This window comes from Microbacterium fluminis, assembly GCF_051549805.1.
Taxonomy (GTDB): domain Bacteria; phylum Actinomycetota; class Actinomycetes; order Actinomycetales; family Microbacteriaceae; genus Microbacterium.
The window spans coordinates 2,491,712-2,505,435 of sequence record NZ_CP196042.1; the positions used below are offsets into that span (position 1 = coordinate 2,491,712).

The window sequence follows — 13,724 nt, forward strand, 5'->3', positions numbered from 1 at the left end:
TCAGATCCCGAGCACGCCCTCGAACTGCGCGGCCTCGAGGCGCGTCTTGACCGCACCGAGGAAGCGCGCGGCGTCGGCGCCGTCGATGATCCGGTGGTCGTACGACAGCGCGAGGTAGACGTAGGAGCGCACCGCGATCGCATCCTTGCCGTCGACCGACACGATGCCCGGCTTCTTCACGACCGCGCCGAGACCGAGGATGGCCGACTGCGGGAGGAAGACGATGGGCGTGTCGAACAGCGCACCCCGGGAGCCGGTGTTGGTGAGCGTGAACGTGCCCCCGGCCAGCTCGTCGGGCTTGAGCTTGTTGTCGCGGGTGCGGGCGGCCAGATCCGCGATCTCGCGGGCGAACTGGGCGAGACTCTTGCCCGCCGCGTTCTTCACGACCGGCGTGAGAAGACCGCGCTCGGTGTCGACCGCGATCGAGACGTTCTCGCTCGCCGGGTAGACGATGTCGTTGCCGTCGACCGTCGCGTTGATGATCGGGAACGCCTGCAGCGCCTCGACGGCGGCGACCGCGAAGAACGGCAGGAACGACAGCTTGTCTCCGGTCTTGGCCTGGAAGTCCGCCTTGACGGCATCCCGGTAGGCCGACAGCCGCGTGACGTCCACCTCGACGACGGTGGTCAGCTGAGCGGTCTGCTGCATGGAGGCGACGGCACGCTCGGCGATCACCTTACGCAGTCGCGACATCGGCTGGGTCGTTCCGCGCAGCGGCGACACCTCGAGCGGAGCCGCGACGGGCGCGGCGGGTGCCGCGGCAACGGGGGCCGAGGATGCCGCCTCGGCCGCCTTCAGCACGTCCTCCTTGCGGATGCGACCGCCCACACCGCTGCCGGTGACGCTCGCCAGGTCGACGCCCTGCTGCTGCGCGAGCCGCCGCACGAGCGGCGTCACGTACGTCACGGCGTCGTCGCCCACCGGGGCGGCCGGAGCCGGGGCTGCGGTGGCGGCCGGAGCAGGTGCCGGGGCGGGCGTCGCCGGAGCCGTCGGGGCGGCTTCGGCAGCTGTTGCCGGCGCCGATGCGGGCGCAGCCGGTGCCGCCGCGGCGGGAGCCGCGGGAGCGGCCTCTGCGGGAGCCGCGGGAGCAGTCTCGGCGGGAGCCGCGGGTGCGGCCTCCGCAGGGGCGGTCGGAGCGCCGGCACCGTCGCCGATGCGGGCGAGGACGGCGCCGACCTCGACGGTCTCGTCCTCGTTCACCAGGACGGCCTGCAGCGTGCCGGCGACGGGGGAGGGGATCTCGGTGTCGACCTTGTCGGTGGAGATCTCCAGGAGCGGTTCGTCGACCTCGACGCGGTCGCCGACGGCCTTCAGCCAGCGGGTCACGGTGCCCTCGGTCACGCTCTCGCCGAGCTCGGGGAGCACCACATCGGTACCGCCCTGGGGAGCCTCGGCCGCGGGAGCGACCTGGGGCTCGGCGGGTGCCGCCGGAGCGGATTCCTGCGGCGCCTCGGCCGCCGGAGCGGTCTCAGCGGGAGCCTCGGCCGCGGGAGCGGCTTCCGCGGGCGCGGCATCCGCAGCCTCCGCGGGTGCGGCGTCGGCGGCGGGCGCGTCGCCCGCGGCACCCGAGCCGTCACCGATCTTGGCGAGGACGGCGCCGACCTCGACGGTCTCGTCCTCCTGCACGAAGATCTCCTCGATGACGCCGGTGACCGGAGACGGGATCTCGGTGTCGACCTTGTCGGTCGAGATCTCGAGCAGTCCCTCGTCCGCCTGGACGGTGTCGCCGACCTGCTTGAGCCAGCGAGTGACCGTTCCCTCGGTGACGCTCTCCCCGAGAGCGGGGAGGACCACAGAAGTGCTCATGACGATGTCTCCTTCAGAATGCCGATGTCGATTTCTAGCTTAGTGATGCCGGGCATCCCCGACGCCGCCCCGCGCCGGTCAGAGCGCGTGGAGCGGTTTACCCGCCAGGGCGAGGAAAGCCTCGCCCAATGCCTCGCTCTGCGTGGGGTGCGCGTGCAGGAACGGGGCGATGTCCTCGGGGTGCGCCTCCCAGACCACGGCCAGCTGCCCTTCCGTGATCAGCTCGCCCACGCGCGCGCCGACGAGGTGGACGCCCAGGACCGGGCCGTCCTTCTCGCGGACGACCTTCACGATCCCACCGGTTCCGATGATCTCGCTGCGGCCGTTGCCGGCCAGGTTGTACTCGTAGCTGACGACCGCGTCGGCGCCGCGCGTCTCGATCGCCTGCGCCTCGCTGAGGCCGACGGATGCGACCTCCGGGTTGCTGTAGGTGACCTTCGGGATCTGCACGTCGGGCACGAGCACGGGGGACAGTCCGGCGATCTCCTCCGCGACGAAGATGCCCTGCTGGAATCCTCGGTGGGCGAGCTGGAGACCGGGCACGATGTCGCCGACGGCCCAGACGTGGGCGACTCCCGTGCGCAGTCGCTCGTCGGCGATCACGAACCCGCGGTCGATCGTCACCCCGGCCTCTTCGAAGCCCAGTCCGGCCGTCGCAGGGCCCCGGCCCACGGCCACGAGCAGATAATCGGCCTCGAGGCTCGTGCCGTTCTCGAGGGTCACGGTGACGGTGTCGTCGGTCTGCGTCGCCGAGGCGAATCGCACGCCGAGCGAGAACCCGATGCCCCGTTTGCGGAAGGCGCGTTCGAGCGTCTTGCTGGAGGAGAGGTCCTCGTTGGGGACGAGGTGGTCGAGGGCTTCGACGATCGTGACCTCAGCGCCGAAGGAGTGCCACAGGCTGGCGAACTCGACCCCGATGACCCCGCCTCCGAGGATGATCACGCGACGGGGGATCTCGCCGAGGTCGAGGGCGTGCTCGCTGGTGAGGATGCGGCCGCCGATGTCCAGCCCGGGAAGCGAGCGGCTGTATGAGCCGGTCGCCAGCACGACGTCGGTGCCGCGGTAGAGGTCGTCGCCGACGCGGACGGCGGGGCCCGCCTCGAGGCGGCCCTCCCCGGCGACCACGGTGATGCCGCGTGCCTTGATCAGGCCCTCGAGCCCCTTGAACTTCTTCGCGACGATGCCTTCCCGGTACGCCCGCAGCCCGGCGGGGTCGATGCCGTCGAGCGTGGCCCGCACCCCGATCGTCGCCGCATCGCGGGCGGCGTCGGCGACCTCGGCTGCGTGCAGCAGCGCCTTCGTCGGGATGCAGCCACGGTGCAGGCACGTTCCGCCGACGCGGTCCCTCTCGACGAGGGCCACGGTCTTGCCGAGTTCCGCGGCGCGCAGCGCGGCCGCGTAGCCTCCGCTCCCGCCGCCCAGCACCACGAGGTCGAAGGTGTGGTCGGTCATCGTGCGGCCTCCTCGCCGATCAGGGTGATGAGCGATCGCACGACCGCCCCGGTGGCGCCCTTGTCGGTGTAGCCGTACGCGGGGCCCTTGTTGTTGCCGACGCCGGCGATGTCGAGGTGCACCCACGGGATGCGGGATGCCTCGGGCTCGTCCGACACGCGACCGACGAAGTGCTGCAGGAACAGCCCCGCGAACAGCGAACCGCCGGCCGGGTCGCCGATCTTGGCGTTCTGCAGGTCGGCGATGGGGGAGTCGAGCTCGTCGACCATGTGCGCGGGCAGCGGCAGCGGCCAGGCCGGCTCGCCCGCCTGCTGCGCGGCGTCGAGGAAGCGCTGTACGGCGGCATCCTCTCCCATGACTCCGGCGTGGCGGTTGCCCAGAGCGACGCTGATCGCACCGGTGAGGGTCGCCACGTCGATGAGGAGGTCGGGATGCTCCCGGCTGGCCATCGCGATGCCGTCGGCGAGCACCAGCCGGCCCTCGGCGTCGGTGTTGAGCACTTCCACCGTGGTGCCGTCCACGATGCGCAGGACATCGCCCGGGCGCGTCGCGCGGCCGGAGGGCATGTTGTCGGCGACGCACAGCCAGCCGGTGACGTGCACCGGGAGCCCGAGGGTGGCGACCGCGCGCACGACGGCGAGCACCGTGGCCGCACCGCACATGTCGTATTTCATTCCGACCATGCCCGCGGCGGGCTTGAGGGACAGCCCGCCGGTGTCGAACGTGATGCCCTTTCCGACGAGCGCCACGTGGCGTTGCGCGCCGTCGGGCCGGTAGTCGAGCCGCACGAGGCGCGGCGGCCGGTCGGAGCCCTGCCCGACACCGAGGATGCCGCCGAAGCCCCCCTCCGCCAGAGCCGCCTCATCCCACACGTCGACCTCGACCGGGAGGTCCGCGACCGCTTCGAGCGCCCGCTCGGCCAGGTCTGCCGGGCCGAGCCACTCGGCCGGAGTGGTCACGAGGTCCTTCGTCAGGGCGACCGCGGCGGCGGCGGCGACCACCGCGGCCGCCTCGGAATCGGACGTGCGCGCCGAGGTGTGGACGGTCACGGTGGCGGCGCGGGGCTTCGGTGCCTCCGACTTGTAGCCGTCGAAGCGGTAGCCGCCGAGCAGTGCGCCTTCGGCCAGGGGCGCCCACAGCGCGGGATCCGCCAGCGGCGCGGCGAGGGCCACCGATCCGAAGCCGGTCAGCAGGCGCAGTCCGGTTCCGGCCGCATCGCGCAGGGCCGCGGCATCCGGATCCGTCCCGGTGCCGACGACGGCGAACGGGCGCGCGTCGCTCTGCGGCGCGTACACCCGCGTGTAGGACGAGGAGGAACCGGTGAACCCGACCGCGCGCAGCGCGTCGCGCAGACCCGGCCAGTCGTCGAGCGCGGCGGAGTCGTCCAGCGGCGGCAGTGCGAGAAGGAGGGCGTCGGCATCCGACTCCCGGATCGGTGTGTCGGACAGGGAGAGCTCGGGGAACGACATGGCTTCCATCCTAGGGACCGGTGTTCGCTGTGAGCGGGACGGCGCCGCGTCCGGCGTCGCACGCGGCTCGTAGAGTGGGAGCATGCCGTGGCCTGCACCTCTGTTCGAACGCGCCGTCTCCGCGCCGCCGGTGCCGGCAGGCCTTCCGCTGGTGATCGCGCTGACCGGGTTCACGGATGCCGGGAACGCCGTGTCGCGCCTGATCGAGTACGTCCGCGACGACCTCGACCCCACACCGCTCGTGGTCTACTCCAATGACGTGCTGCTCGACTATCGCGCGCGTCGCCCGCTCGTCGCGTTCGAGCAGGACCACCTCACCGACTACCGCCCGCCGCGTCTCGAGCTCTCGCTCGCCCATGACGCGATCGGCCAGCCGTTCGTGCTGCTGGCGGGGTACGAGCCGGACTTCGCGTGGGATGCCTTCGTGCAGTCGGTCATCGAGTTCGCCGACGCCCTCGCGGTGGCGTCGGTGACGTGGGTGCACGCGATCCCGATGCCCGTACCGCACACCCGGCCGATCGGGACGACCGTGAGCGGCACGCGATCGGAACTGACCGAGGCCCACTCGGTATGGCAGCCGCACACGCAGGTGCCCTCGACCGTCGGGCACCTGCTGGAATACCGCTTCGCGGAGGCGGGCGCACGCGTCGCCGGTTTCGTCCTGCTGGTGCCGCACTACCTCGGCGACACCGAGTACCCGGCTGCCGCACTCGCCGCTCTGGACAGCCTGACGGTGGCGACCGGCCTCGTCTTCGACGGCGACGCGCTGCGCGAGGAGAACCGCGAGTACCTTCTCAAGGTCGATGAGCAGATGACCGGGAACGACGAGCTCACCCGCATGCTCGAGGGTCTGGAGGAGCGCTACGACGCCTATATGGCGGGCTCGACTCTCGCGACGCCGATCATCCACACCGGGGATCTGCCGAGCGCGGACGAGCTGGCCGCCGAGCTCGAACGGTTCCTCGCCAGTCGCCCGTCGGGCGACGACGACAAGCGCGGCGGCTGAGGCGGAATGCCGCCACTGTGCGGCGCGTTGGAGCAAGGGTCGCCCGCCGGGGATGCAGAGGTGCGTCGAAGGTGTGCGATAATGGAAGACCTGACCCGTTGTCAACCGTTTCACCGAGTGTTCTCGGCGAGGGGGGACTTGACAAGGGTCTTACTAGTGTCCGAACACGACCGGGGGACGTGATCGTCCGCCGGTGAAAGGCGAACCGTGACCGCAGGCACGAAGACCAGCACCCGCTCCCGGACCACGAAAGACGCGTCCGACGAGCTCGAGACCGAGAGCACCGAGACGACGACGTCTGCCGCTGCCGCCAAGCCCGCCGCGAAGAAGCCCGCCGTCAAGAAGCCGGCCGCGAAGAAGTCCGTCGCCAAGAAGGCGACCAAGGGCAAGGCCTCCGACGAGGACGACGCCGACATCGACGACGACGCGGAGATCGACGACGAGGGCGACGAGGTCGAAGACGCCGAGCTCGACGAGAGCGACGACGAGGCGCCCGCCACCGCGGACGCCAAGAAGAAGACCGAAGCCGCCGGCGCGGCATCCGACTCGTCCGATGACGACGACGAGGAGGAAGACGCCAAGCCGGCGTTCACCGAGCCGCTGCCGACGGGCGCCATCGTCATCTCGTCCTCCGACGACGAAGACGTGCCTGTCTACTCGACCCAGATCACGGGCGCCACGGCCGATCCGGTCAAGGACTACCTGAAGCAGATCGGCAAGGTGCCCCTGCTGAACGCGGCCGAAGAGGTCGAGCTCGCCATGCGCATCGAGGCCGGCCTGTTCGCCGAGGAGAAGCTCTCGCACATGACGCCGGCCGAGAAAACCGGCCAGCTCGGGCTCGATCTGCAGTGGGTGGCCCGTGACGGCCAGCGGGCGAAGAGCCACCTGCTCGGCGCCAACCTCCGTCTGGTCGTGTCGCTCGCCAAGCGCTACACCGGTCGCGGCATGCAGTTCCTCGACCTCATCCAGGAGGGCAACCTCGGCCTCATCCGCGCGGTCGAGAAGTTCGACTACACCAAGGGCTTCAAGTTCTCGACCTACGCGACGTGGTGGATCCGTCAGGCGATCACCCGCGCCATGGCCGACCAGGCGCGCACCATCCGCATCCCGGTGCACATGGTCGAGGTCATCAACAAGCTCGCCCGCGTGCAGCGGCAGATGCTGCAGGATCTGGGTCGGGAGCCCACGCCCGAGGAGCTCTCGCGCGAGCTCGACATGACCCCCGAGAAGGTCATCGAGGTGCAGAAGTACGGCCGCGAGCCGATCTCGCTGCACACCCCCCTCGGCGAGGACGGCGACAGCGAGTTCGGCGACCTGATCGAGGACACCGAGGCGGTCGTGCCCGCGGATGCGGTCGGGTTCACCATGCTGCAGCGCCAGCTGGAGTCCCTCCTCGACTCGCTCTCCGAGCGCGAGGCGGGCGTGATCCGCATGCGCTTCGGTCTGGGCGACGGACAGCCCAAGACGCTCGACCAGATCGGCGACACCTTCGGGGTCACCCGCGAGCGCATCCGTCAGATCGAGTCCAAGACGATGGCGAAGCTGCGGCACCCGTCGCGGTCGCAGTCGCTGCGGGACTACCTCGAGTGATGGCCGAGGCCAACGCAGGCAAGGCCCTCACCATCGAGGTCGACGGCACGTCGTTCTCGCGCATCCCGATCCGGACGCACGTCGTGATGGACGGCGACGCGCTCGACCCGTTCATCCGGCAGTACGCCGAGGGCGTGGTGCAGCCGGGCGACCTGCTGTTCGTGACGGAGAAGATCGTCGCGATCACGCAGGGCCGCTCGTATCCGATCGATTCGATCCGGCCGCGCCGGCTCGCCCGGTTCCTGTCGCGGTTCGTGGTCCGCACGCCGCACGGCATCGGCCTCGGCATGCCCGAGACGATGGAGATGGCGCTTCGCGAGTGCGGCACGCCGCGCATCCTGCTGGCCGCCGCCGTGTCCGCCGTCACGAAGCTGTTCGGCCGGAAGGGCGACTTCTACCGAGTGGCCGGAGACAAGGCGCGCGCGATCGACGGGCCGACCGACGGCACCATCCCTCCGTACGACCGCTCGGTCGTGCTGGGGCCCGAGCGACCCCGCGAAGTCGCCGCGCACCTGAAGAGCCTCCTGGGCGGGGGAGCCGACGTCGCGGTCGTCGACATCAACGATCTCGGCGGCAACATCCTCGGATCCACTCTCGACCGCGCCGGCGAGCAGCGGCTGGTGCGCATCCTGAGCGACAACCCGCTCGGCCAGGGCACGCAGTCGACGCCCCTCGGCGTCGTCCGCCCGGCCTGAGCGTCCGCACCGCATGAGCAATCTGGCGCGCGCGAGCAGCCTCATCGCCGCCGGCACCCTGGTGTCGCGGATGACGGGGCTCGTGCGCACTGTGGTGCTGGTGGCCGCGATCGGCAACTTCGCCGCCGCCGACGCGTTCTACTACGCCAACCAGCTGCCCAACACCGTCCTGACCCTCATCTCCACGGGGCTGCTCACGGGCGTGATCGTCCCACGCGTCGTCGCGGTCAGCGCGCAGTCCGACGGGGGGCGCATCTTCCTCCCGAAGCTCCTGACCGCCGGCGCCGTCATCCTGTTCGCCGCCACCGCTGCGGCGATGCTGCTCGCGCCGTGGCTCGTGACCGTGGTCGCCGGGCAGCTCAACCCTGCAGCGCAGGCGCTCACCACGGCCTTCGCCTACTGGTGCCTGCCGCAGATCTTCTTCTACGGGATGTTCGCCCTGATCGGCGAGAGCCTGAACGCGCGACGCGTGTTCGCCCCCTACGCCTGGGCGCCGGTGGTGAACAACCTCGTCTCGATCGCCGGGTTCGGCCTCTTCATCGCGATCTTCGGCAGCAGGCGCGACCTCGACGGCTGGAGCGCCGACGCCATCGCCCTCGTCGGGGGCACCGCCACCCTCGGAATCGTGGCGCAGGTCGTCATCCTGGCGGTCTTCTGGCGGCGTTCGGGCATCTCCCTGCGCCCCGACTTCCGCTGGCGCGGCGTCGGCTTCGGAAGCATGGGCGCCCTGGCGACCTGGACGTTCGGCATGGTGATGATCACTCTCATCGCCGGTCTGGTCCAGTCGAACGTCATGAGCGCGGCGTCGGGTGATCACGCGTCCGCCGCCATCTGGGGGAACGCGTGGCTCGTCTACATGGTGCCGTACGCGCTGATCGTGCTCTCGATCGGGACGCCCTACTTCACGCGCATCAGCGAGCACGCCGCCGCCGAGCGTCACCGCGAGGTGCTGTCCGATATCGGCAGCGCGATCCGCACCCTCGGTCTGTTCGTCGTCATCGCGGCCGTCGCGCTGATCGCCGCGGCGGCGCCGGCGTCGCGGATCTTCACCGACTCGTCCGAGGCGGCACTGCTCTCCGCTCCGGTGCTCACCGCCTTCCTCGTCTCGCTCGTCCCCATGGCGATCCTGTTCATCATCCAGCGCACGTTCTACGCGTACGGCGACACCCGCACACCGTTCTTCTTCACCGTCGTGCTGGGCGTGCTCGTGATCGGCGGGACGCTGCTGGCGATGCTCGTCCCCACGGACTACCGGACGCTCACCGTGGCCGCGGTGCAGACCGCGTGCGGCATCATCGAGCTCCTCATCGCCACGGCACTCCTGCGACGCAAGATCGGAGTGCTCGGCCTGCTCGGACCGATGGGCGCGATCGGCCGCTTCCTGCTCGCCGCGATCCCGGCGGGCGCAGCCGGCTACGCGGTCTACCTCCTGTCCGGAGGCGACGAGGGATGGATGCTGCACAACCTGTTCCTCGGAGCGGCGGGCACCGCGATCATCTGCGCCGTCGCCGGCGTGATCTACCTCGCGATCCTGGCCGCCTTCCGCGCGCCCGAGCTCACCAGCGCGGTCGGCCTGGTCCGCGCCCGCTTCGGGCGCTGAACCGGCGAGCGACCCGCGTCAGCGGCGCCTGTCGAGGATGCCGGGGCCGACGGCATCCCGGTATCGATGCAGCAGTCCCGTGCGCACGCCCGACACACTCGGCTTCATCTGGAAGACGCTGGAGTTGTGGTTGGCCTCGATGAGCGCGGGTCCGCTCGGGGTGATCGCCACGTCCCAGCCGACGTAGGGCACCGTGGGCAGGCGCCGCGAGGCCTCCTCGACCATGGCGACCGCCTCGGCGAACTGCGGCACCTCGAAGCCGGCGATGGAGACGCCGGTGACCGGATGCTGCGCGAACACGTTCGAGTTCTTGTCCACGCCCGCCCAGCGCGCCACACCCGCGTCGTCGAGCATCGTGAACATGCCGCCGCCGGCGAAGTTGTCGACCACGCCGCCGTTGCCGATCCGCAGCACGGCGGCGATGACGTGGAAGGTGCCGTCGGGGGAGCGGTACGTGATGAGGCGCAGGGTGTTGACACTCCCCGCGTAGAGCTCCGACATGCGCTCGTGCTGGGGGAGCACCTCTTCGACGAGGGAGCGATTGTCGGCGACGAGCTGCGCGCGCCAGGCGGCGACATCGGGGATCTCGGCCGCGTCGAACGTCGTGATGCCCCTGCCGCCCTCGCCCTCCGCCGGCTTGACGAGAACCCGCGGGTGGCGGGTGAGGAACGCCGTCAGCTGATCGTCCGACGCGTCGGCGGCGTCGATCCAGTCGCGGCCGATCATGTCGGCGAAGTCGCGGTAGAAGCGCGGCTTGTCGCCGAGCAGCGACTCGGAGTCCGGACCGTTGAGCGTGTTGTTCAGCCGGACCGACTTCGGATGCGTCATCCATGTGCGTCGCTCGCGGGCGTTCAGCAGCCGGATGTCCCACACCGCGTAGTCGCGGAAGCCCATCTCGTAGCGCACCGACGACCACAGCATGTCGGCGACGATGACCGGCAGCGGGGCCTTCGAGACGCGCTGCACCTGTCGCGCGAATTCGGTGACGTTGCCCAGCGAGAGGCGGCGGGCCCGCTGCAGAAGGTAGCGGACGCGCAGAGACCTCTGTGACACCTCGTCAGGCTAACAGAGCCGGGTCGACGCTCCCGCGGAGCGGTCTCCCCGCCGCCGCCTCGTATGATTGATGCCCGATGGACATCTCCCTGAAAGCGCGCGCCGGCTACTTCCTGAAGCGGGCGACCGCCTTCCGTCCCGGTCGCGTGTGGGGCTTCGCCCGCCAGATCGGACAGGAGCAGGGCAAGTGGGCCGCGCCGATCTTCGTCGACATGCTCTGGTCGGCGGCGTTCCATGACACCGCCTACATCGACTACTACGAGGCCGACTTCGCGCTGCTGAACCGCCGCGAACGCCGGACCTTCATGACCTCGCTCATCCAGCACCACCTGGCCACGGCCGTCAACGACCGCGAGGCCGCGGAGACGCTCGAGGACAAGCTCAACTTCAACCGGGCGTTCGGCGAGTTCCTCGGCCGTGAGTGGATGCAGCTCGACACCGCCGAGACCGCCGCGCTGCGGGACTTCGCGTCCCGGCACCCGGTGATCATCGCCAAGGTCCCGGTCAGCCGCGAGGGCAAGGGCGTGTTCCGCTACGACACGGCCGACGTGACGGACTGGGACGCGTTCCGTGCCGAGCTGATCGAGAAGGGGCAGGTGCTCATCGAGCAGCCGATCGTGCAGCATCCGTACCTGGCGTCGTACTGCGCGGGCACCGTCAACACGACCCGCATCACCACCTACTTCGACGGCGAGACGGTGCATCCCCTGGTGATGGTGCAGAAGTTCGGCCGCGGCGCGGTGAGCGACCAGTTCACGTGGGGCGGGTTCTTCACGATGCTCGACGACGACGGCCACTCGGTCGGACCCGGGCACACCGGCAAGCACAAGAGCAGCTACGTCGAGCATCCCGATTCGCACGCCTCGATCGTCGACTTCCAGGTGCCCCTCTGGGACGAGGTGATCGCCCTCGTCGACGAGGCGGCACGGCGGATCCCCGAAGTGCCGTACGTCGGGTGGGACGTGGCGGTCGGACCCGACGCGCCCGTGCTCATCGAGGGCAACTGGATCCCCGGCCTGTACGAGACGCGGGTCAGCACGACCGGCATCCGCGAAGGGTCGCGCCCGCGGCACGAGGCCGTGATGGGCGACGCGCTGCGCCGATGACGTTCCGCGTCCGCATCTCCGTCCCGGCGCTGCGCGCGAACCTCGCGAGCATCGGCGCCGACGACGTCGTGGACGTGCGGGCGGATGCCTGGGGCCACGGCGCGTCGGTGGTCGCCCGCGCCGCCCTCGATGCGGGCGCGGCGGCCGTACGCGCCGACGACGCCGATCTCGCCTCGCTCGCCGCGGCGGGAGTCGAGGCATCCCGCATCCGGACGACCGGCGTCGCCACCGTCGATCCATACGGCGTGTTCGGCCTCGACGGCCGGGCGGTGCCCGTGATGCGCGCGGTGGGCTCCGTGATCAGCACGAAGGCGCTCCTCGCCGGGGAGGGCGTGTCGTACGGGCATCTGCACGTCGCCCCGCGCGACACCCGGATCGCTCTCGTCTCGGGCGGCTACGCGCAGGGCGTCGTACGCGCCCTCGGCAGCGCGGCCTCGGTGGTCGTGGCGGGGGAGCGGTGCGCGATCCTCGGGCGGGTCGCGATGGATGTGTGCGTCGTCGAGATCGGCGACCGCGAGGTCGCGCGCGAGACGGATGCCTGGTTCTTCGGCGATCCCGCACAGGGGCACCCCGCGATCGGCGAGTGGGTCGCCCTCACCGGTCTCGACCCGGCCGAGCTCGTGACCGCCGTCGGAGTGCACACCGAGCGGAGCGTCGCATGAGCCCGCGCCTGGACGTCGACCTCGCCGCATTCGAGGCGAACCTCGATGCGCTGCGGACGCGCGTGGCGCCCGCACAGCTCATGCTCGTCGTCAAAGACGACGCGTACGGGCACGGCATCGCCCGCGCGGTCCCCCGGGCCGTGGCCGGCGGCACGCGATGGATCGGCGCGTTCGACGTGCCGACCGCCCGGGCCGTGCGCGACGCCGTCGGCCCGGATGTGCGCGTCTTCGTGTGGATGCTGCCCACACCGGGCGACGTCGCGGACGCCGTCGCACTCGATCTCGACCTCGGCGTCGGCGATGCGTCCCTCCTCGAGGACGTCGCCCGCGCGGCAGGGGAGGACCCCGTGCGGGTGCACCTGAAGATCGACACCGGTCTGCACCGCAACGGCTTCCGCCCGGAGGAGTGGGACGACGCCGTGCGCCGGGCGCGCGTCCTCGAAGAACGCGGCGTCCTGCGGGTCGTCGGAGTGTGGAGCCACATCGCCGAGGCCTCCGACGCCGCCGACGACGACGCCCGCGCCGTCTTCGAGTGGGCGCTGGACCGCGCACGGGACGCCGGGCTCGACCCCCAGCTGCGGCACCTGTCGGCGAGTTCGGCGGCCTACCTCCGACCGGAGTTCCGCTACGACCTCGTACGCATCGGGGCGTTCGCCTACGGTGTGGCGCCGGCCGGCGGTCCGACGTCGCACGATCTCGCCCTCACGCCGATCGGACGGCTGGCGGCCGAGGTGACCGACGTGGGCGATGTCGTGCGCATCGGCGTGGGCGCGTTGCACGGACTGCCCTCCACGCTCGCCGGCCGGATCACAGTGACGACACCGGACGGTCCGCGGACCGTCCGCAGGATCGGACTCACCGCGTCCGCAGTGGACGCGTGGCCCCGAGCACGGATCGGCGACGAGCTGATCGTCTGGGGCGTCGACGAAGGACAGACGGCGACCGATCTGGCTGAGCGGATCGGCACCATCGGCGAGGAGATCGTCACGCGGCTGTCGCCGCGCGTCGAGCGTCGCTCGACGGCGGGCGGTTAGACCGCCTCGGTGAGGCGCGCCGTCTCGTCGTGCCACGTGGTGGCGACGGTGCGCAGCTTCTCCTCGTACTTGCGGCCGTGGTGCGCGCAGAAGAGCAGCTCGCTGCCGTTCACCTCTGCGGCGATGTAGGCCTGGGCACCGCACGAATCGCAGCGGTCGGCAGCGGTGAGACGGTACTCGAGGACGGCGCCGGGCTCGGTGGTCGACAGGGTGTTCATGATGTGCCTCCTCGGGTGCAGAGAGCTTCTCAA

Annotated in this window: 12 protein-coding genes; 7 read left to right on the forward strand and 5 right to left on the reverse strand. The window is 70.9% G+C overall.

Going from position 1 to position 13,724, the window contains the following annotated elements:
• From sucB to ACSJDX_RS12050, 3 genes are all read right to left on the reverse strand, one after another.
• On the reverse strand, positions 1–1,806 hold the full coding sequence (gene sucB / locus ACSJDX_RS12040; RefSeq protein ID WP_438352909.1) for a 2-oxoglutarate dehydrogenase, E2 component, dihydrolipoamide succinyltransferase: 1,806 nt from the start codon (positions 1,804–1,806) through the stop codon (positions 1–3).
• Positions 1,807–1,884: 78 nt separating this feature from the next.
• Entirely contained in the window at positions 1,885–3,258 is a 1,374-nt protein-coding gene (gene lpdA, locus ACSJDX_RS12045; protein ID WP_438352910.1) for a dihydrolipoyl dehydrogenase, read from the reverse strand.
• On the reverse strand, positions 3,255–4,727 hold the full coding sequence (locus ACSJDX_RS12050) for a leucyl aminopeptidase (RefSeq protein ID WP_438352911.1): 1,473 nt from the start codon (positions 4,725–4,727) through the stop codon (positions 3,255–3,257). The genes lpdA and ACSJDX_RS12050 overlap by 4 nt, the downstream gene beginning before the upstream one ends.
• An 82-nt stretch (positions 4,728–4,809) precedes the next feature.
• Between ACSJDX_RS12050 and ACSJDX_RS12055 the strand changes: the two genes are divergently transcribed.
• The 4 genes from ACSJDX_RS12055 to murJ all read left to right on the forward strand — a co-directional run bounded on the left by ACSJDX_RS12055 (position 4,810) and on the right by murJ (position 9,618).
• Entirely contained in the window at positions 4,810–5,733 is a 924-nt protein-coding gene (locus ACSJDX_RS12055; protein ID WP_438352912.1) for a proteasome assembly chaperone family protein, read from the forward strand.
• 207 nt (positions 5,734–5,940) lie between these two features.
• Complete coding sequence (locus tag ACSJDX_RS12060; RefSeq protein WP_438352913.1) at positions 5,941–7,323, forward strand: RNA polymerase sigma factor; 1,383 nt, start codon at positions 5,941–5,943, stop codon at positions 7,321–7,323.
• Positions 7,323–8,018, forward strand: coding sequence for a coenzyme F420-0:L-glutamate ligase (locus tag ACSJDX_RS12065; RefSeq protein WP_438352914.1), 696 nt, complete (start codon positions 7,323–7,325; stop codon positions 8,016–8,018). Before ACSJDX_RS12060 ends, ACSJDX_RS12065 begins: the two co-directional genes overlap by 1 nt.
• Positions 8,019–8,031: 13 nt before the next feature.
• A complete protein-coding gene (gene murJ, locus ACSJDX_RS12070) occupies positions 8,032–9,618 on the forward strand; it encodes a murein biosynthesis integral membrane protein MurJ (protein ID WP_438352915.1) in 1,587 nt (528 codons plus the stop codon).
• Between the two features lie 18 nt (positions 9,619–9,636).
• Here the strand turns inward: murJ and ACSJDX_RS12075 are convergent, their stop codons facing one another.
• The gene (locus ACSJDX_RS12075; RefSeq protein ID WP_438352916.1) at positions 9,637–10,671 is read right to left on the reverse strand and encodes a sugar-transfer associated ATP-grasp domain-containing protein; all 1,035 of its coding nucleotides are present in this window, start codon (positions 10,669–10,671) and stop codon (positions 9,637–9,639) included.
• A 77-nt stretch (positions 10,672–10,748) separates the two neighbouring features.
• On the opposite strand from ACSJDX_RS12075, the gene ACSJDX_RS12080 reads away from it, so the two are divergent.
• The 3 genes from ACSJDX_RS12080 to ACSJDX_RS12090 are packed head-to-tail and all read left to right on the forward strand — an operon-like array spanning position 10,749 to position 13,473.
• Complete coding sequence (locus ACSJDX_RS12080) at positions 10,749–11,777, forward strand: sugar-transfer associated ATP-grasp domain-containing protein (protein WP_438352917.1); 1,029 nt, start codon at positions 10,749–10,751, stop codon at positions 11,775–11,777.
• Positions 11,774–12,439 (forward strand): alanine racemase C-terminal domain-containing protein, encoded by a 666-nt coding sequence (locus ACSJDX_RS12085; RefSeq protein ID WP_438352918.1) that lies wholly within the window; start codon positions 11,774–11,776, stop codon positions 12,437–12,439. The genes ACSJDX_RS12080 and ACSJDX_RS12085 overlap by 4 nt, the downstream gene beginning before the upstream one ends.
• Positions 12,436–13,473 carry an alanine racemase gene (locus tag ACSJDX_RS12090; RefSeq protein WP_438352919.1) on the forward strand — a complete coding sequence of 346 codons (1,038 nt, stop codon included), beginning with the start codon at positions 12,436–12,438 and terminating at the stop codon, positions 13,471–13,473. The genes ACSJDX_RS12085 and ACSJDX_RS12090 overlap by 4 nt, the downstream gene beginning before the upstream one ends.
• Here the strand turns inward: ACSJDX_RS12090 and ACSJDX_RS12095 are convergent.
• Positions 13,470–13,691 (reverse strand): DUF7455 domain-containing protein, encoded by a 222-nt coding sequence (locus ACSJDX_RS12095; RefSeq protein WP_438352920.1) that lies wholly within the window; start codon positions 13,689–13,691, stop codon positions 13,470–13,472. The genes ACSJDX_RS12090 and ACSJDX_RS12095 overlap by 4 nt on opposite strands.
• Between the last annotated feature and the right edge of the window lie 33 nt (positions 13,692–13,724).

Excerpts from the sequence above, each read along its gene's own strand:
- sucB (WP_438352909.1), bottom strand. The coding sequence starts at position 1,806 with ATGAGCACTTCTGTGGTCCTCCCCGCTCTCGGGGAGAGCGTCACCGAG.
- lpdA (WP_438352910.1), bottom strand. The coding sequence starts at position 3,258 with ATGACCGACCACACCTTCGACCTCGTGGTGCTGGGCGGCGGGAGCGGA.
- ACSJDX_RS12050 (WP_438352911.1), bottom strand. The coding sequence starts at position 4,727 with ATGTCGTTCCCCGAGCTCTCCCTGTCCGACACACCGATCCGGGAGTCG.
- ACSJDX_RS12055 (WP_438352912.1), top strand. The coding sequence starts at position 4,810 with ATGCCGTGGCCTGCACCTCTGTTCGAACGCGCCGTCTCCGCGCCGCCG.
- ACSJDX_RS12065 (WP_438352914.1), top strand. The coding sequence starts at position 7,323 with ATGGCCGAGGCCAACGCAGGCAAGGCCCTCACCATCGAGGTCGACGGC.
- murJ (WP_438352915.1), top strand. The coding sequence starts at position 8,032 with ATGAGCAATCTGGCGCGCGCGAGCAGCCTCATCGCCGCCGGCACCCTG.
- ACSJDX_RS12080 (WP_438352917.1), top strand. The coding sequence starts at position 10,749 with ATGGACATCTCCCTGAAAGCGCGCGCCGGCTACTTCCTGAAGCGGGCG.
- ACSJDX_RS12085 (WP_438352918.1), top strand. The coding sequence starts at position 11,774 with ATGACGTTCCGCGTCCGCATCTCCGTCCCGGCGCTGCGCGCGAACCTC.
- ACSJDX_RS12090 (WP_438352919.1), top strand. The coding sequence starts at position 12,436 with ATGAGCCCGCGCCTGGACGTCGACCTCGCCGCATTCGAGGCGAACCTC.
- ACSJDX_RS12095 (WP_438352920.1), bottom strand. The coding sequence starts at position 13,691 with ATGAACACCCTGTCGACCACCGAGCCCGGCGCCGTCCTCGAGTACCGT.